This is a genomic window from Saccharopolyspora griseoalba (assembly GCF_042665275.1).
Lineage (GTDB): Bacteria > Actinomycetota > Actinomycetes > Mycobacteriales > Pseudonocardiaceae > Saccharopolyspora > Saccharopolyspora griseoalba.
In genome coordinates, this window is the sequence record NZ_JBHTCJ010000007.1 from 210,456 (window position 1) to 228,483 (window position 18,028).

The 18,028-nt window shown below is 72.8% G+C and carries 16 protein-coding genes; 14 read left to right on the forward strand and 2 right to left on the reverse strand.

Translation table 11 applies throughout. The features are described 5' to 3' along the window. Positions 1 to 41: 41 nt before the first annotated feature. Genes sbnB through ACFQRI_RS15675 form a run of 7 tightly spaced genes read left to right on the forward strand, consistent with a single transcriptional unit; the run spans position 42 to position 9,280 of the window. A complete protein-coding gene (gene sbnB, locus ACFQRI_RS15645) occupies positions 42 to 1,061 on the forward strand; it encodes a 2,3-diaminopropionate biosynthesis protein SbnB (protein WP_380669116.1) in 1,020 nt (339 codons plus the stop codon). Then, the gene (locus ACFQRI_RS15650) at positions 1,061 to 2,749 is read left to right on the forward strand and encodes an IucA/IucC family protein (protein WP_380669118.1); all 1,689 of its coding nucleotides are present in this window, start codon (positions 1,061 to 1,063) and stop codon (positions 2,747 to 2,749) included. Before sbnB ends, ACFQRI_RS15650 begins: the two co-directional genes overlap by 1 nt. Beyond that, complete coding sequence (locus ACFQRI_RS15655; protein ID WP_380669391.1) at positions 2,749 to 3,957, forward strand: MFS transporter; 1,209 nt, start codon at positions 2,749 to 2,751, stop codon at positions 3,955 to 3,957. The genes ACFQRI_RS15650 and ACFQRI_RS15655 overlap by 1 nt, the downstream gene beginning before the upstream one ends. Continuing rightward, positions 3,954 to 5,582, forward strand: a complete 1,629-nt coding sequence (locus tag ACFQRI_RS15660) for an IucA/IucC family protein (RefSeq protein ID WP_380669120.1) — start codon at positions 3,954 to 3,956, stop codon at positions 5,580 to 5,582. Before ACFQRI_RS15655 ends, ACFQRI_RS15660 begins: the two co-directional genes overlap by 4 nt. After that, positions 5,579 to 7,324, forward strand: coding sequence for an IucA/IucC family protein (locus ACFQRI_RS15665; protein WP_380669122.1), 1,746 nt, complete (start codon positions 5,579 to 5,581; stop codon positions 7,322 to 7,324). Before ACFQRI_RS15660 ends, ACFQRI_RS15665 begins: the two co-directional genes overlap by 4 nt. Beyond that, the gene (locus tag ACFQRI_RS15670; RefSeq protein WP_380669124.1) at positions 7,318 to 8,094 is read left to right on the forward strand and encodes an HpcH/HpaI aldolase family protein; all 777 of its coding nucleotides are present in this window, start codon (positions 7,318 to 7,320) and stop codon (positions 8,092 to 8,094) included. Before ACFQRI_RS15665 ends, ACFQRI_RS15670 begins: the two co-directional genes overlap by 7 nt. Then, complete coding sequence (locus ACFQRI_RS15675) at positions 8,087 to 9,280, forward strand: type III PLP-dependent enzyme (RefSeq protein ID WP_380669126.1); 1,194 nt, start codon at positions 8,087 to 8,089, stop codon at positions 9,278 to 9,280. Before ACFQRI_RS15670 ends, ACFQRI_RS15675 begins: the two co-directional genes overlap by 8 nt. Before the next feature lie 106 nt (positions 9,281 to 9,386). Here ACFQRI_RS15675 and ACFQRI_RS15680 read toward each other — a convergent pair whose 3' ends face one another. After that, positions 9,387 to 10,988, reverse strand: coding sequence for a GMC oxidoreductase (locus ACFQRI_RS15680; RefSeq protein WP_380669128.1), 1,602 nt, complete (start codon positions 10,986 to 10,988; stop codon positions 9,387 to 9,389). 155 nt (positions 10,989 to 11,143) lie between these two features. Further along, positions 11,144 to 11,698: a TetR/AcrR family transcriptional regulator gene (locus ACFQRI_RS15685; protein ID WP_380669130.1), complete on the reverse strand. Its 555-nt coding sequence runs from the start codon at positions 11,696 to 11,698 to the stop codon at positions 11,144 to 11,146. Positions 11,699 to 11,827: 129 nt separating this feature from the next. On the opposite strand from ACFQRI_RS15685, the gene ACFQRI_RS15690 reads away from it, so the two are divergent. From ACFQRI_RS15690 to ACFQRI_RS15720, 7 genes are all read left to right on the forward strand, one after another. After that, the gene (locus tag ACFQRI_RS15690; protein ID WP_380669132.1) at positions 11,828 to 12,664 is read left to right on the forward strand and encodes a helix-turn-helix domain-containing protein; all 837 of its coding nucleotides are present in this window, start codon (positions 11,828 to 11,830) and stop codon (positions 12,662 to 12,664) included. After that, entirely contained in the window at positions 12,661 to 13,776 is a 1,116-nt protein-coding gene (locus ACFQRI_RS15695; RefSeq protein ID WP_380669134.1) for a WD40/YVTN/BNR-like repeat-containing protein, read from the forward strand. Before ACFQRI_RS15690 ends, ACFQRI_RS15695 begins: the two co-directional genes overlap by 4 nt. After that, positions 13,773 to 14,072 carry a MoaD/ThiS family protein gene (locus ACFQRI_RS15700; protein ID WP_380669136.1) on the forward strand — a complete coding sequence of 100 codons (300 nt, stop codon included), beginning with the start codon at positions 13,773 to 13,775 and terminating at the stop codon, positions 14,070 to 14,072. The genes ACFQRI_RS15695 and ACFQRI_RS15700 overlap by 4 nt, the downstream gene beginning before the upstream one ends. Positions 14,073 to 14,307: 235 nt before the next feature. After that, positions 14,308 to 15,213, forward strand: a complete 906-nt coding sequence (locus ACFQRI_RS15705; protein WP_380669138.1) for a phosphotransferase family protein — start codon at positions 14,308 to 14,310, stop codon at positions 15,211 to 15,213. A 145-nt stretch (positions 15,214 to 15,358) separates the two neighbouring features. Further along, on the forward strand, positions 15,359 to 15,733 hold the full coding sequence (locus ACFQRI_RS15710) for a cupin domain-containing protein (RefSeq protein ID WP_380669140.1): 375 nt from the start codon (positions 15,359 to 15,361) through the stop codon (positions 15,731 to 15,733). Positions 15,734 to 15,852: 119 nt separating this feature from the next. Continuing rightward, positions 15,853 to 16,257 carry a MaoC family dehydratase gene (locus ACFQRI_RS15715; protein WP_380669142.1) on the forward strand — a complete coding sequence of 135 codons (405 nt, stop codon included), beginning with the start codon at positions 15,853 to 15,855 and terminating at the stop codon, positions 16,255 to 16,257. Positions 16,258 to 16,367: 110 nt separating this feature from the next. Then, positions 16,368 to 17,546 (forward strand): MFS transporter, encoded by a 1,179-nt coding sequence (locus tag ACFQRI_RS15720; RefSeq protein ID WP_380669144.1) that lies wholly within the window; start codon positions 16,368 to 16,370, stop codon positions 17,544 to 17,546. The last annotated feature ends 482 nt before the right edge of the window (positions 17,547 to 18,028 follow it).

The window sequence follows — 18,028 nt, forward strand, 5'->3', positions numbered from 1 at the left end:
CGAAAACCCCCACAACTCCCGGAACACGGAGGAGAAACGCGTTGTCCGACGAACGATCCCCGCAGCTGCTGTACCTCAGCCGCGGCGACATCACCGCCGTCGGCGGTGCCGAGGCCGAGCTCTACGTCGAGGCGCTGCGCGCCGGCCTGATCGCGCACGCGGAGGGCAAGACCGTCCAACCGCTCAAGCCCTACCTGCGCGCCGCGGGCAAGCAGGGCCACATCGCCGACCGGATCATCGCGATGCCCGCGCACGTGGGCGATCCCGGGCTGTCCGGCATCAAGTGGATCGGCAGCAAGCACGACAACCCGGTGGCCCGCGGCATGGAGCGGGCCAGCGCGGTGATCGTGCTCAACGACCCGGAGAGCAACTACCCCGTCGCGCTGCTCGAAGGCAGCCAGATCAGCGCCTGGCGCACGGCCGGGGTGACCTGCCTGGCCGCCGAGCACCTGGCCCGCGACGGTTTCACCGACGTGTCGCTGGTCGGTTGCGGGCTGATCGGCAGCACCCAGATCGAGGCGCTGCTGCAGCGGTTCGGGCACATCCGCGCGATCCACCTGTTCGACGCGAACCCGGAGACCGCGAAGGCGCTGGCCGAGCGCGTGGAGCGCGATCACCCGGCGGTGACCGCCCGGGTCGCCGAGTCCGCCGAGGACGCGGTGCGCGGCGGCGACCTGGTGGTGCCCTGCACCGTGACCAGCGAGCCCTACCTCGAGTTCGACTGGCTCAAGCCGGGTTCGCTGCTGTGCAACGTGTCCATCATGGACACGCACAAGGACGCCTTCCTCGAGGCCGACAAGGTCGTGGTCGACGACTGGGAGCAGAGCAACCGGGAGAAGAAGATCATCAACCAGCTGGTGCTGGAGGGATCGTTCTCCCGCGAGCAGCTGCACGCCGAGCTCGGCGAGATCCTGGCGGGCACCCGGCCGGGGCGCACCGATGACGAGGAGATCATCGTGCTCAACCCCATGGGCATGGCCGTGGAGGACATCGCCTGCGCGGGCGCCGTCTACGAGCGGGCGCGCGAGCGCGGCGTCGGCACCTGGCTGGACCTGTACTGATGCGCGCCGAAGCGACCGAGCTGGTGCTGCGCGACCTCGTCGACGCGCTCGTGCAGGAGGACCTGGCCGGTTTCGGCTCCCGCGCCGAGGCCGACGGCTCGTGGTGCCGGGTGAAGCTGCCCGCGGGCGAGGTGTCCTTCCGCGCGCGCCCCGGCGGAGCGCTGCAGGACCACCGCCACGCGGACGGCGAGGTGTGGTTCCGGGCCGAGGGCGCTCGGGCGGTCCCGGTGCGGCCGGCCGAGCTGCTGGAGCTGGTCTGCGGGGACTTCGCCGGTGCGCGGGAGGTCTGCGCGGACCTGCGGGCGGCGGTGGCGCACACCGAGGTGCTGGCCGCGCAGCGCGCGGAGCTGGACCTCGCGCCGCGTCCGGGCGAGCTGCTGGCGGGGGAGCGCCTGGCGGCCACCCGCAACCGGCCGTTCCACCCCACCGCTCGGGCCGCTTCGGGCTGGACCCCCGCCGAGCTGGCCGAGCACGGCCCGATGCGGCGGGAACCGGTCGGCCTGGACTGGGTCGCGGTGCGGGCCGACCGGGTGCGCACCGGGGGTGACCCCGGGCGGCTGCCCGAGCTGGTGCTCGCGGACGGGGAGCTGCGCGAGCTGGCCGAAGCCCGGGAGGCCGCCGGGGTGGGTTCGGAGCACGTGGTGCTGCCGGTGCACCCGTGGCAGTTCGAGCACGCGCTGCCCGCGGAGTTCGGCTCCGAGCTCGCCGAGGGGGCGGTGGTTCCGGTCGCGCGCGGGATCGGCCGGTTCCACCCCACCTCCTCGGTCCGCACCCTGGTCACCGACCCGGAGACCCGGCACCACGTGAAGTTGCCGCTGGGCGTGGCCACCCTCGGCGCGACCCGGCTGCTGCCGCCGCGCTACCTGGCCAACTCCGCGCGGGCCGAGGACAGCGTGCGGGAGCTCATCGGGGACGTCCCCGCGCTGCGCGAACGCGTGGTGCTCTGCGACGAGCGGACCTGGTGCGGTTGGCACGACCCGGACGACGAGTTCGGCGACCGGCCCGGCCACCTGGCCGCGCAGCTGCGCACCTACCCGCAGCCCGAGGGGCTGGCGCTTCCGATGGCCGCGCTGGCCTCCCACGAGTGGGACGTGCTCGTCCCGGCGATCGACCCGGGCTTCGACCCGCTGCTGTTCTTCGCCGAGCTGGCCCGCGAGTTCTGCTCGATGGCGATCGGCTTCCTGGGCAGCGGCGTGCTTCCGGAGCTGCACGGGCAGAACGTGGTCGTCGAGCTGCGCGAGGGGAGGGTGCACCGCTTCGTGCTGCGCGACCACGACACCGTGCGGTTGCACCGGGAGTGGATGCATCGCGCGGGAACCCGCGACCCGGAGTACCTGATCAAGCCGGGAGCTCCGCAGTCGCTGCGCCTGGACTCGGCCGAGGAGCTGGTCGGCTACCTGCAGACCCTGGGCTTCCAGGTCAACCTCTACGCCATCGCCGACGCGCTGTGCAGGCACTTCGGCATCGACGAGGGCGAGATGTGGGCGCAGCTGCGCGACGCGGTGCGCGAGGCGCTGCCGGACCAGCCCGGTGCGGTCGCCGAGGTGGTCCGGGCGGTGGTGCTGGAGGCCGAAACCTGGCCGAGCCGGCAGGTGCTGGGGCCGTTGCTGCGGCGCGGGAAGTCCGGCGGCGTGAGCATGCCCGCCTCGACCGGCGTCGTGCCCAACCCGTTGCGGAGAGCGGTGTGATGCGTTCGCTCGGGCGCACGTTCGCAGTGCTGTGCCTCGGCCAGTTCGCCGCAACCGCCGGGCTGACCATCGTGGTGCCGCTGCTGCCGTTCTACCTGCGCGGCCTCGGCACTCCGGAGGCCGAGATCCCGTGGTGGACCGCGGTTTCGCTGGCCGCGCCCGCGGTGGTGCAGCTCGGCAGCGCGCCGCTGTGGGGCTGGGTCGGCGACCGGTTCGGCCGCAAGGCCATGGTGGTGCGCGCGCACGTCGGTCTGGGCCTGGCGATCGCGCTGATGGCGCTGGCCGACTCCGCGACGGGGTTCCTGGTCTGCCGGGTGCTGCAGGGCGCTTGCGGCGGCGTGGTCAGCGCGACCGCCGCCTACGCCAGCACCGCCGCGCCCACGGACCGGAGGGGACGCGCGCTGGGCGCCCTGTTCGGCGCGACCGCCGCCGGATCGCTGCTGGGCCCGCTGGTCGGCGGGCTGCTCGGCGACCGGGTCGGGTTCGGCGCGCTGTTCGCGCTGGTCGCCGGCATGCTGCTGGTCTCCAGCGTGCTGGCCGCGCTGCTGCTGACCGAGCCGCCGAAGCGGACCGAGCAGCGCGGCTCGCCGCGCACCGTGGCCGCTCTGCTGCTGCGCGGCAGGCCGAGCCGGTTGATGCTCGCCGCCGGGCTGGCCGCGCAGACCGCGATCTTCGCCCTGCTGGTGGTCTTCGCCCCGCACGTGGAGCGCACCACCGGATCGGCGACCGCGGCGGCCGGCTGGGTCGGCGTGCTGCAAGCGGTGACCTGGCTGGCCTCCTGCGGAGGCAGCCCCTGGTGGGGACGTCGCAACGACCGCAGACCGGCGCAGCTCGGGTTCGCCGCCGCGGCGGCCGGGTGCGGGCTCGCGGTCGCGCTGCAGTCGGTGGCCGGGGTGGAGCTGCTGGTCCCGCTGCGCGTGGTGCAGGGGTTCTGCTTCGCCGCGCTCGTGCAGTCGGTGCTGCACGTGACCGCGCGCCAGGTCCCGGATCGCGCGTCCGGGACCGCGTTCGGGCTGAGCACGGGAGTGCTCGACATGGGCCAGGTGCTCGGTCCGCTGCTGGGGGCCGGGCTGGCGGTGCTGCTGCCGCCGGTGCCGGTGTTCCTCGCGATCGGGTTGTTGCTGCTGGTGGCCGCGCTGCTGGCGGTCGCCGCCCGACCGCGGACCGTCGACCGGTCGGAAGGAATTCGGGAAAAGGTGTTGCGGTGAAGGAAGTTCAGGCACGCGAAGCGGCGCGGCAGCGCTTGCTCAACGCGCTGGTCCGCGAGATCGGCGGCCGGGTCGCGGACGGCGAAGCGCGGTTGGCGCTGCGCGGTGCGGACGGGACGCTGGTGGCCGAGGTGCGCCACCGCTCCGAGGCGGGCCACCACGTCTACGGCGAGGGGCTGCACCTGGAGGTCGCGGGGGAGCGAACTCCCCTGCAGCACGAGGAGTTCGTGGAGCTCGTCGCCGTCGAGCTCGGCGAGCGCGGGGTGCGGCCCCCGCCCGGTGCGGCCGCGCAGTTCCGCGAGCAGGTCGCCAACAGCGTGGCCCGCAGCGCCCGCTACCTCGCGCGCGAGGCGAGCCCCGAACCGGCCGGGCCCGCCGAGATCACCCGGCACGCCGAGCAGTCCCTCTTGCTGGGGCACCCGTTCCACCCCACCCCCAAGAGCGCCGAGGGCGTCGCCGACGAGGACCTGGAGCGCTACGCCCCGGAGTTGCGGGCCGCGTTCCCGCTGCACTACTGGGCGGTGGCGCCGGAGGTCCTGCTGCAGGAGCGCATCGGATCCGACCGGTGGATCCCCGAGGTGGTCGAGGAGAAGGCCCGCGCCGCGCTGCCAGCGGCGCAGTCGGGCTTCGAGCTGCTGCCGGTGCACCCGTGGCAGGCGGAATACCTGCGGCCGCGCGTCGCCGACCAGATCGCGGCCGGGAGGCTGGTCCCGCTCGGACCGCTGGGCCACCAGGTGTACGCGACCTCCTCGGTGCGCACGGTGTGCGATCCGGGGTTCGGCACGGTCTGGAAGCTGCCGCTGCACGTGCGCATCACCAACTTCGTGCGCAACAACCCGATCGAGCACCTGCGCCGCGCCACCGACGCGGGCCGGCTGGTCGCCGCGGTCGTCGGCGGCCACGACGGCTTCCAGGTGCTGCCCGAGACCGGTTACCGGGCCGTCGATCCGGGCGAGGTCGGCGAGCTCGCCGCCGACTTCGCCGTGCTGTTCCGGCACAACCCGTTCCCCGCGACCGGGACCGCGCCGCGCGTGCTGGCCGGGCTGCTGGAGGACCGCCTGGACGGGCGCGCGCCGGAGCTGATCGAGCTGGTCCGGCGCAGCGGGCCGCTGACCGCCGAGCACGTCGTCGAGTGGCTGCGCGCCTACCTCCGGATCTCGCTGGGACCGCTGCTGGCGGTGTTCACCGAGCACGGGGTCAGCTTCGAGGCCCACGTGCAGAACAGCCTGCTGCGCACCGACGACGGCTGGCCGCGCACCTTCCACGTGCGCGACATGGAGGGCACCAGCGCGTCCACCGAGCGCATCCCGGACGGGGTGCTGGCCCCCGACAGCCCGGTGCGCTACGACGACGCCGAGGCCTGGTTGCGGCTGCGCTACCACTTCGTCACCAACCACCTCGGGCACCTGGTCGCGGTGCTCGGCCGGTTCACCCCGGCAGGTGAGCGGCTGCTGTGGTCGACCGTGCGCGACTTCCTCGGCGGCTGCCCCGGAGAGTACGCCGCGCGGCTGCGCCGCGACTCCGCCCTGCCGGCCAAGGCGAACCTGCTCAGCCGGTTCGCCGGACGCGGTGAGAGCCCGCTCTACGTCGACATCCCCAACCCGATTCGCGAGGTGAACCGATGACCGCCGAACTGGTGCAGGCCGCGCTCACCGCACCGGCCCACCGACGCGTGCGGCGCCGCGTGTTCCGCCAGCTGGTGGAGTCCCTGGTCTACGAAGGAGCGCTGAAGACCCGCCTGGAGGGCGACGTCCACCACGTCGACGGCGCGGACGAGGCCGGTGCGCCGGTGACCTACTCCTTCTCCGCGGTTCGCCGGTTCGGCTTCGGCCGGATCGGGCTGACCTCGCCGGTGCGGCGCGGCCAGGTCGAGGCCGACTCGGTGACCCGGTTCCTGACCGAGGTGCGCGGCTCGCTGGACGCCGACCCGGAGCTGCTGCCCGGCTTCGCCCGCGAGATCGAGGAAACCCTGTTCAAGGACACCCTCGCCGAGCACCTGCGCACCGCCCCGGACCCGGCGATGGGCTACGACGAGCTCGAATCGGCCATCACCGACGGGCACCGCTACCACCCGACCTACAAGTCCCGGATGGGCTTCGACACCGCCGACAACATCGCCTACGGCCCGGAGTTCGGCAACGCGGTGCGCCCGCTGTGGTTGGCCGCGCACCGCTCGATCACGGAGGTCACCGCCTCGAAGTCCCTGGAACCGGCGCAGCTGGCCGAATCGCTGGGCGCCGACGCGGTGCGCTTCCAGCGCATCCTGGAGGACTCCGGGCTCGACCCCGAGGACTACGCGCTGGTGCCGGTGCACCCGTGGCAGTGGCGGGAGCGGCTGGCCCGCGCGTTCTCCGCGCAGCTGGCCACCGGCGAGCTCGTCCCGCTGGGCGAGGACCCGCACGAGTTCCGCGCGCAGCAGTCCATCCGCACCTTGAGCTGCCGCGACCGCCCGGAGCGGCCGTACCTGAAGCTGTCCATGTCCATCGTGAACACCTCCACCGGGCGGGGTCTGGCCGCGCACACGGTGCGCAACGCCGCACCGATCACCGACTGGCTGCGCGAGGTCGTCGCCTCGGACGAGTACCTGCGCGACGAGCTGCGGCCGGTGCTGCTCGGCGAGGAGCTCGGCGTCGCGGTCACCCCGGAGTCCGGGCTGCTGCGCGAGGACACCTACGGCGCGCTGGCCTGCATCTGGCGGGAGAGCCTGCACCCGCACCTGGGCGAGGGCGAATCGGCGATGCCCTTCACCGGGCTGACCTCGTCCGACGACGGGGACCTGCTCATCGGCCCGTGGCTGCGCGAGCACGGCGCCGAGCGGTGGGTGCGGCAGCTGACCAGGGTGGCCGCGCTGCCGCTGGTGCACCTGCTGTGCAAGCACGGCATCGCGCTGGAGACGCACGCGCAGAACGCGGTGCTGCTGCACCGCGACGGGCTGCCCAGCCGGGTGGTGCTCAAGGACTTCCACGACGGCGTGCGGTTCTCCCGCGCGCACCTCGCAGACCCGCAGCGGTGCCCGCAGCTGGCCGCGACCCCGGCGCACCACACCAACCGCAACTCCTTCGTGGAGACCGCCGATCCGGGCTTGGTCACCGACTTCCTGCTGGACGCGTTCTTCTTCATCAACTTCGGCGAGCTGGCCATCGCGCTGGACGAGGTGCTGCCGGAGCGCCGGTTCTGGCAGCTGGTGGCCGAGGAGATCCGCGCCTACCAGCAGCGCTTCGCCGAACTGGCCGAGCGCTTCGAGCTCTTCGACGTGTTCACCCCGACCATCGAGGTGGAGAAGTTGACCACGCGCAGGCTGCGCCCGGACACCGAGCTGCGGCTGCACACCGCGGCCAACCCGCTGGCGGAGGTGTCCGGATGCTGAAGCCCAACGCGGTCAAGGCCAAGCTCGGCGCCGGCGAGGAGGTCCACGGGCTGTTCTGCTCGATCCCCTCGCCAGCGCTGGTGGAGATGATCGGCTGCGCCGGTTACGACTTCGCGATCCTCGACAGCGAGCACACCCTGGTCGACCCGCAGCAGCTGGAGAACCTCATCCGGGCGGCCGAGGCGGTCGACCTGGTGCCGTTCGTGCGGGTGCCCGAAGCGGACCCGGGCGCGATCCTGCGCGCCCTCGACGCCGGCGCGATGGGCGTGGTCGTCCCGCACGTGCGCACCAGGTCCGACGTGGACGCGGCGGTCCGCGCGGCGCGCTACGCCCCGGAGGGCATGCGCAGCCTCAACGGCGGGCGGGTGCCCGGGTTCGGGCGCATCGAGCTCGCGGAGTACGTGCGCCGGGCCAACGAGGAGATCATGGTCGTGGCGATGATCGAGGACGCCGAGGGCGTCGAGGACCTGCCGGCGATCCTGGACGGCGGGGGAGTGGACCTGGTGCTGGAGGGCGCTGCGGACCTGTCCCAGTCCTACGGCTTCCCGTGGCAGACCCGGCACCCGTGGGTGCGCGAGGCGCTGCGCCGGGTGCACCAGGAGTGCGCCGACCGGGAGGTTCCCTTCTGCGCGATCCCGCGCACCCCCGAGGACCACACCGCGTGGCGCGAGGCGGGCGTGCGCGCCTTCGTGCTCGGCGAGGAGCGCGGGTTGGCCGCCCGCGCGCTGCGCGATCACCTCGACAAGCACCGGGAGGCCGCCGATGACTGACCGGATCGAGAAGATCGTGCGCGATCGCGTCGGCGAGGAGCCGGTGTGCCTGTTCGCCTACGACCTGGACCGGCTCGCCGAGCACGTGCGCGCGGTGGTGGATTCGCTGCCCGCGCGCTGCCGGATGTTCTACGCGATGAAGGCCAACAGCGCCGATCCGCTGCTGCGCGCCCTCGCTCCGCTGGTGGCCGGTTTCGAGGTCGCCTCGGGCGGCGAGCTGGACAAGGCGCGGGCGGTGGACGCCGAGGCCCCGGTGATCTTCGGCGGTCCTGCCAAGACGCTCGCCGAGATCGAGCGGGCGCTGCGCCGCGACGTCACCCGGCTGCACGCCGAGAGCGCGCTGGAGCTGCACCGCATCTCCGAAGCCGCCACGCGCCTGGGGCGCACCGTCGAGGTGCTGCTGCGGGTCAACCTCGCCGGGCCGTTCCCCAGCGCCACCCTGGCGATGGCCGGGCGGCCCACCCAGTTCGGCATCTCCGAGCAGGACCTGCCGGCCGCGGTGGCAGCGGCGCGCTCGCTGCCGGGGCTGCGGCTGACCGGGTTCCACCTGCACTCGTTGTCCAACAACCTCTCCGCCGAGGCTCACCTGGAGCTGCTGGCGCACTACGGGCGCACCGTGGCCGGCTGGGAGCGGGAGTTCGGCTTGCGCTGCGAGGTGGTCAACGTCGGCGGTGGCATCGGGGTGAACTACGCCGATCTGGACGCGCAGTTCGACTGGGCGAGCTTCTCCCGCGGCCTGCCCGCGGTGCTCGACGAGTTCCCCGCGGGCGTGCGGGAGGTCGACTTCGAGTGCGGTCGCTACCTGGTCGCGGCCTGCGGCGTCTACGCCGCGGAGGTGCTCGACGTCAAGCGCAACCACGGCGTCGACTACGCGCTGGTGCGCGGCGGGACCCACCAGTTCCGGCTTCCCTCGTCCTGGCAGCACAGCCACCCGTTCACCGTCCTGGAAGTCGACGAGTGGACCGCGCCGGTCCCGCGCCCGGAACTGCGCGAGGCGAGCGTGACGGTGGTCGGCGAGCTCTGCACGCCCAAGGACGTGCTCGCGCGGGAGGTCCCGGTCGAGCGCCTGCGCGTCGGCGACGTGCTGGTCTTCCACCACGCGGGTGCCTACGGCTGGGAGATCTCGCACCACGACTTCCTCTCCCACCCCCACCCGGAGCACGTCTTCCACGCCGACGCCTCCTGACCCCGACCCCGCCCCGGGGCGACGAAATCCCCAGTTCTCGACCGGTCGAGTTCCACGGTTTTCGGCCGGTCGAGCTCTCGGGAGATCGGCGCCGCGGGGCGGTGGGTCAGGTGCGGCGGACGTCCTCGGCGAGGATCCGGGCGATGTTGCGCTCGGCCAGGGCCGTGATCGTGACGAAGGGGTTGACGCCGGTGCTGCCCGGGATCAGCGAGCCGTCGGTGACGTAGAGGTTGTCGTAGCCCGCGACCCGGCCGTAGAGGTCGGTGGCCTCGCCGAGCACCAGGCCGCCCAGCGGGTGGTAGGTGAACCGGGTCTCGAACGCGCGGGTGTCGCCGAAGAGGTCGTAGCGGTAGCTGGTGCCCTCGACCGAGTTGATCCGGTCGAAGACCCGCTTCGCCGCGTCGATCGACGGCTGGCCCTGGTCGACGTCCCACTGCAGCACCGCGCGGTCGGCGCCCGGGTCGTAGCGGAAGGTGCCGCGCTCCGGGTTGCGGGTGATCGCCAGGTACAGGCTCGCCCAGGTCTCCAGACCCGCTGGCACGGGCGCGATCTCGGCGAACACCGGATCGGGCCGGTCCCAGGCGTCGATGCCCAGCGCCGGCATGCCCGACTCCAGCGGCCCCACCGGGTCCCACGCGTGGTTGGCGCGGCCGAGCATCACGTTGCCGTTGGTGCCCCAGCCTCGGCCGACCGCCTCGCCGAGCTCGGGCAGCTTGCCGGTGTCGCGGGCGCGCACCAGCAGCTCGGTCGAGCCCAGGCTGCCCGCGCCCAGGAACAGGTGCTTCGCCGACATCTGGTGCACGCCGAGCACGTTGCCCAGCTCGTCGATGCGCCGCACCTCCAGCACGTAGGTGCCGTCCTGCTGGCGGGTGATGTCGCGGACCTCGCTGAGCGTCCGGATCGTGACGTTCCCGGTGCCCACCGCCGCGGCGAGGTAGGACTTGTCCAGCGAGCGCTTGCCGTGGTTGTTGCCGTAGACGACCTCGGAGGCCAGCGCCGAGCGCGGCACCAGCTCGGCCTCCTCGCGCCGCATGTAGTCGAAGTCGTACACGCTGGGCACGAAGGTGGTGCGGAAACCCGCCCGGTGAGCGGCCTTCCGGGACACCCGCGCGAACCGGTAGGCGCGGCTGGTCTCGAACCACTCCGGGTCGACGTGGTTGGTGCCCAGCATCGAGTTGGCCAGCGGGAAGTACTGGCCGTACATCTCGTCGGCGTCGACCCGGGGCAGGATCTCCTCGAAGTAGGAGCGCTTCGGGATCACCGCCATCGCCCCGTTGACCAGAGAACCGCCGCCGACGCCGCGTCCGACGTAGACCGACATGTCGCCGAAGCTCACCCGGTCGAGAACCCCGGCGTACGGGTCGATGTCGTGGTTGGCTACGTCGAGCCAGAGGAACGACGCGAGCGGTGCTTCCGTGCGGTCCTTGAACCACGTCGAGCGGCGGTCGGGGCTGAGCATGTCGGAGAAGGTGGTGCCGTCCTCGGCGGGGTCGTTCCAGAGCTTGCCCATCTCCAGCATCACCGTCGGAACGCCCGCGGCGCCCAGCCGCAGGGCGGTGACCGCGGCGCCGTAGCCGGTTCCGATGATCACGGCGGGGGAGTGGTCGGCCGCGGCGGCGGGACGGGTCGACACGGTGGTCAGGCCGAGCGCGGCTGCCGAGCTGAGCGCGCTCATGCCGAGGAAGCGGCGGCGGGACAGTTCGGACATCAGCTCAGCTCCCCTCGTGCGCGGGGACCGGTCGGTGCGGGGGCCGGTCCGGCCAGGCGAGGCCTGCTGCGCTGGTGGGTTTCCGGTGGTGAAGCGCGCACGCCGCTCCCTTCGTCGTTGACAGCTCCTTACACGAGCTGTCAACGATGTAAAGGTCAGGAGGTGACGCCGAGCGCCGGGACCAGGCGCCGGTGCAGGTAGGCGCGCAGCTTGTCGTCCGAGCGCGAGGTGGAGCTCTCGAACATCACCAGCGAGATCAGGAACCGCAGCGTGGTCTCGGAGATCTCGTCGAGCTCGGGCTCCAGCTCGGGGTCGAACTCCAGCAGCGGCAGCAGGAACGATCGCGACAGCTCCAGCGCGCCGGGTCCGATCGGATCGCCGTCGAAGAGGATGGACCCGCGCTGCGGGAAGGCGATCGGCGCCAGCGCGGGCTGGCTGCGGAACTCGGCGCGCGCGGCGACCATGACCTCCACGACGTAGTCGGCCGCGGAACCGGCTTCGCGGGCCCGCTCGACCACCCGCGAGATCACCCGGACCGCGGCGACCTCCAGCGCCTCGGCGGCCAGCTGCTCGAGCGATCCGAAGTGCGCGTAGATGGTCGGCCGGGACACGCCGGACAGGCGGGAGACCGCGCTGATGGACAGCCCGTCGTAGCCCGCGGCCGCGATCCGGTCTATCGCCGCAGCGACGATCCTGGTGTGGACATCCATCCGCCCAGTATCCGGATCGCCTCACCGGCATCGCTCGACCGGATGACCGATGAGTTCCGCGCGGCCGGATTGTCGTAACCGGTGGATACCTTCTCGTCGACGCACGGGTGACACCGGGAGACGCAGGACATGCAGGACGTCGCAACCGAGGCCGCGCGCTTCATCGCAGCGCACGCCGAGGAGAAGCTGAGCCTGGCCGACGTGGCCGACCACGTCGGCTACAGCCCCTTCCACCTCGCTCGCGCGTTCGAGTGGTCCACGGGGCAGCCGCCGGGGCGGTTCCTCGCCGCGCACCGGTTCCAGCGCGCCAAGCGGCTGCTGCTGGACACCGACGCGCGGATCTCGGAGGTCTGCTGCGCGGTCGGGTTCAGCTCGCAGGGGACGTTCACCCGCCGGTTCACCGCCGAGGTCGGCGTCTCGCCCGGCGAGTTCCGCAGGTTGCCGCACCGGCTGGCCGACGCGCCGCCGCGCCCGGTCGCCGTGCCCGGCAGGGCGGGCGGCGGCGGTGCGGTCAGCGGGACCGTCGAGCTCAGCCCCGCCGCGCGGATCGCGCTCGGCGGTGGCGCGTCGATCTACGTCGGCCTGTTCCTCTCGCGCGCGCCCAGCGGCGTTCCGGTCAGCGGGGCGCTGCTCGACGGGGAGGGGAGGTTCCACCTCACCGGAGTTCCGCCCGGCCGATACTGGCTGATGTCGACCGCCTTGGCCGCGCGCGCCTGCCCGAGCGCGCAGCTGGTGCCGTCCTGGAACGTCGTCGGCGGTTCGCCCGCCCCCGTGCGCGTGGTGGCGGGTTCGGCCGAGCGCCGCGAGATCACCTTGCGCGTGGCGCCCCCGTGGTCGGCCCCGGTGCTGGTCGCGCTGCCCCCGCTGGCCGCGCCGATCGCGCAAGATCGGAGAAGACAGCGGCCGTCGGCGGGCCTACCTTCGAGTTCACCAGTGAAAACAGGGTCACCAGGGAGCAGGCTATGAGCAGTGTCCGCGTTCTCGTCGGCACCACCAAGGGCGCCTTCATCCTCACCGCAGACGGCAAGCGCGAGTCCTGGGACGTCGAAGGACCGCTGTTCGGCGGCTGGGAGCTCTACCACCTCAAGGGCTCGCCGGCCGATCCGAACCGGCTCTACGCCTCCCAGTCGATGGGCTGGTTCGGCCAGCAGATCCAGCGCTCCGACGACGGCGGCAAGACCTGGGACCCGGTGGACAACCACTTCGCCTACGACGGCGAGCCGGGAACCCACCTCTGGTACGACGGCACGTCGCGCCCGTTCGAGTTCACCAGGGTGTGGCACCTGGAACCCTCGGCGACCGACCCGGACACCGTCTACGCCGGTGTCGAGGACGCCGCGTTCTTCCGCACCACCGACGGCGGGCGCAGCTGGACCGAGCTGCCCGCGCTGCGCACGCACGAGTCCGCGCCCAAGTGGCAGCCCGGGGCCGGTGGGATGTGCCTGCACACGATCATGCAGGCGCCGAACGACCCGGAGCGGTTCTACATCGCGATCTCGGCGGCCGGGGTGTTCCGCACCGAGGACGAGGGCAAGTCCTGGACGCCGATCAACCGCGGCCTGCAGTCCGGCGAGATCCCCTCGCCGAAGGCCGAGGTGGGGCACTGCGTGCACCGGCTGGCCATGCACCGCGACCGGCCGGACGTGCTGTTCATGCAGAAGCACTGGGACGTGATGCGCAGCGACGACGCCGGGGAGAACTGGTACGAGATCAGCGGTGACCTGCCAAGCGACTTCGGCTTCCCGATCTCGGTGCACGCCCACGAGCCCGAGACGGTCTACGTGGTGCCGATCCACAGCGACGAGCAGCACTACCCGCCGGAGGGCAAGCTGCGCGTCTACCGCAGCCGCGTCGGCGGCAACGAGTGGGAACCGCTGACCGAGGGGCTGCCGCAGCAGAACTGCTACGTCAACGTGCTGCGCGACGCCATGGCCGTCGACGAGCTCGACGACTGCGGCGTCTACTTCGGCACCACCGGCGGTCAGGTCTACGTCTCCCCGGACTCCGGGGACACCTGGCGGACGATCGTCCGGGACCTGCCGCGGGTCCTGTCGGTGGAGGTGCAAACGCTGCCATGATCCGCATTTCCGTTCCCGCGCACCTGCGCACGCTGGCCAAGATCCCCGAGCACGAGGTGCTGGTGGACGTCGACGGCACCGCCACCCAGCGCACCGTGCTCGACGCCCTGGAGGCGCGGTACCCGGCGCTGCGCGGCTGCGTCCGCGACCACGACACCAAGAAGCGCCGCGCCTTCATCCGCTTCTACGCCTGCGAGGAGGACCTCTCCAACGAGGGCATCGACGACCCGCTGCCGGTGGAGGTCATCAGCGGCGAGGAGCCGTACATGATCGTGGGGGCGATGGCGGGCGGCTGACCCCGGAAACCGGTGCGCACCGGGACTTCCAGCTCTGGACTCCGGGTGCGCCCGGGGAGATGCTGGGACGTGCATGGCCGCGCCGCCGCCGCGGGTTCGCCCGCGCCGGTGGTGACGCGATCGGGAACTCGTCGGACCGCTGCCCGACGGCTCGCGGCAACTCCGGTCGCGACGCCGCGACGACGAGCGCGCGGATGGACGGCTGCCGCCGGACCCGGAACGAGGGTGACCGAGGATGCCCCGGCACGAATGGGCGGAGCTGCCAGCCGGCGTGCGCGCCGCGATCGAGTTCCGAACGGGTCCGGTCGTGTCGGCGCTGAGCTCGCCGGCGGGCCGGAACTCGGAGCTGTCGGTGCGGGTGTCCACCCGGGACGGGCAGGTGCTGTTCTGCAAGGGCGTGCGGATCGCCGAGGAGGAGCGGGCGCGGATGCACCGGCACGAAGCGCGCATCGCGCCCTACCTGCCGCGGATCGCGCCCGCGCTGCTGTGGTCGATCGAGGCCGACGGGTGGTTGATCAACGGGTTCGAGCACGTCGAAGGCCGGTTCGCCGATCTGTCCCCGGGCTCGCCGGACCTGCCCAGGCTGGCCACCGCGATCGACGATTTCACGGCCGAAGCCGAAGCGGTCCTGCGGCACGCTCCCGAGGACATCGCCCCGTCGCTGGTCGAGCGGTGGGCGGACCTGGCCGCCTGGCGGAGCCTGGCCCGGGAGTCCGCGTCCGAGCTGGACGCGTGGGAGCGCTTCTACCTGCACAGCCTCATCTCGTGGGAGCACATGGCCTTGCCGCTGGTCGACGGGACCGCCGTGTGCCACGCCGACCTGCACGAGCTGAACATCCTGGTCGGCGAGGAGGTTCGCGTGATCGATTGGGCCTGGTCGCGACGCGCGGCGCCGTTCGTCGACCTGGCCATCCTGGTGACCCGGCTGATCGCGGCCGGGCACACCCCGCGAGCGGCCGAGGCCTGGGCGGGGGACCTGCGCGCCTGGAAGCGGGCGAGCGTGGACGCGATCACCGCGTGCGCGGTGGCGCTGCTGGGGGTCTGGGAGCACGAGCTGCGCGAAGAGCCCGGCCCGCAGTTCCCCCCGCTGACCGACGCCGCCCGCGCGTGGGTGCAGTTCCGCGTGTGCAGCACCGACTAGGACGGCGCGGGCAGCGCTGCGGTGCTGCCTCCGGCGGAGTCGCCCGCGCCCGGGCGGCTCCGCACCAGGGCAGAAAGCCCCTGGTCGGTCGGTGCCGGGCGGGCACACGATGAACTGGTCCGAGTTCTCGACGAAGGGGCGGATCATGGCCACGCGAAGCGCTGAAGCCGTCGAACTGCGCGCGTTCGGCGAACCCGACGACGTCCGGGAGTTCGACCACGGGCGCGCCGAGGTCCTCGACATGGCCGGTGGCACCATCGGCCGTCTGGTGCTGCACCCGGGCTGGCGGTGGAGCCAGGACGTCAAACCCATCGCGGGCACCGAGTGGTGCGAGGCGCCCCACTTCCAGTACCACGTCTCCGGAACGCTGCACGTGATGATGTCCGACGGCAGGGAGTTCGACGTCGAGCCCGGTTCGGTCAGCTCGCTGCCGGAGGGGCACGATGCATGGGTCGTCGGTGACGACGACGTCGTGCTCGTCGACTGGTACGGCGCGAGCGAATACGCCAAGCGCGCCTGACGCCCGAGCGAGAGCGGGTCCGACCACCGGTGCGGGCCCGCTCCTGCCTGCGGTGCCCGGCGCGGACGTTCTTGGAGGAGGCGTCCTTGTCCGCTGTTTGGCCGAACGGAAAACCACAGGTGGGAGCGAGCGCCGAGTTGTCCCGCGCGGTGCGCGCCGAGGACGTCGAGCTGTTCACCCGGATCAGCGGTGACCGCAACCCGCTGCACTACGACGAGGAGGCCGCCCGGTCGTCGAAGTTCGGCGAGATCGTCGTCCAGGGCGGCATCACCAGCGCGATCCTCAACGCGGTCGTGGCCGAGGAGCTGCCCGGGCCGGGGTCGGTCTTCCTGAACGTGTCCTGGAACTTCACCGCTCCGGTGCGCCCCGGCGACACGATCACCGGCCGGGTCGAGGTCACCGAGGTCCGGGAGGACAAGCCGATCACCACGCTGGCCACCCGCGTCACCCGCGACGACGGCACCACCGCGCTGGAGGGGACCGCCGTGTGCTGGACGATGGCGATGCCCGCCCGCGACGCCTGAGCAGCACCCGGCCGCGTCCGAGCGGCGGAACGGGTTTGACGCGGTGATCGCCCGGCACAAGACTGGGCGATCGCGTGCGTTGAATCGATTCGACAGCTGGGGGATGGCCGGTGGTGGTGCGAGTGCGCCCGGAGCGGGCCGTGCTGCGGTCCCGCAATGCCGTGGCGGTGGTGTTCGCGCTCAACGGGTTCGCCGCGGCGAACTGGATGGCCCGCATCCCGGAGGCCCGCGACTCGCTGCAGATCAACCCGGCGCAGCTGGGCACGCTGCTGCTGGCCATCTCGATCGGCGCGATCAGCGCGCTGCCGCTGGCCGGCTCGCTGGTGCACCGCTTCGGCGGCCGGGTGGTCATCACCGGTGGCGGCGCGGCGGCCGCGTTCGGCTTGGCGCTGGCCGGCTTCGCCTCCGCCGGGCTGGGCTCGTACTGGCCGACCGCGCTGGGCCTGCTGGCCCTGGGGCTGGGCTCCGGGGTCTGGGACGTGGCGATGAACATCGAAGCAGCCGCCGTGGAGCGCGATCTCGGGCGCACGATCATGCCGCGGTTCCACGCCGGGTTCAGCTTCGGGACGGTGCTCGGAGCGGGCACCGGCGCGGCCGCCGCGGCGGGCGGTCTCCCGCTGCAGCTGCACCTGGCGGCGGTCGCGGTCGTGATCGCGACGGGCCCGGCGCTGGTGTCCTCGGCGCTGCCGCCCGCGCAGGACGCCGAGGAGAAGTCCTCCGGTAGGGCCTGGCGGGCCTGGGCCGAGCCGCGAACCCTGCTCGTGGGGCTGATGGTGCTGGCCATGGCGCTCACCGAGGGCACGGCCAACGACTGGCTCACCGTCGCCCTGGTCGACGGCTACGAGCTCCCGCACTGGCTCGGCGCGGTCGGCTTCGCGGTGTTCCTCAGCGCGATGACCGCGGGGCGGATCGCCGGAACGCACCTGCTGGACCGCTTCGGCCGCGCCAAGGTGCTGTGGACGACGATGGGCACCGCCGGGTGCGGCGTGCTGCTGGTGGTCTTCGGCGGTTGGCCCCTGGCCCTGCTGGGGGCGGCGATCTGGGGAATCGGCGCGTCCCTCGGCTTCCCGGTGGGCATGAGCGCGGCGGCCGACGACGCCGAGCGCGCGGCGGCCAGGGTGAGCGTGGTGTCCACGATCGGTTACACCGCCTTCCTGGCCGGTCCGCCGCTGCTGGGGTACTTGGGCAACCACGTGGGAACCCTGCACGCGCTGCTGGCCGTGGTCGTTCTGCTGGTTCCTTCCGCGCTCGCCGTTCCGGCGGCCAGGCCGGTCGGGACCCGGGAGTGAACAACGCGCGTCTGGGGAGACATGCCGGAACACGTGGTCATCAGCGGGGGCGGCACAGCGGGCACCGCAGCGGCCCTGGCCCTGCGCACCGCCGGGATCCCGGTCGCGGTGCTGGAGAGCAGGCCGCCCGAGCGCGGCGAGGGCTCGGTGATGCGGCTCAACCCGAACGGGATGGACGGGCTGCGGGCGGTGGACGCCCACCAGCCGATCATCGGAGCGTCCTCCCCGCTGGTGCGCCGCCGGATCGACCCGGAGGCGCCGGCGCCCGAGCGCGTCGGCCCCCGCACGGTCCACGGCTTCGCCTCGCGGCCGGGCTGCGAACCCCCGCCGCCGGAGGTGCTGCGCGCCCAGGTGCGGGCGAAGGCGTTCTTCGCCGCGACCCGGGAATCGGTTCCGGCGGGTGCTTCTGGTTCACCAGTCTGCCCGCACCGCAGCGCACCGAGGCGCGCGACGTCGAGCGGCTGCGCGCCGAGCTGGTCGAG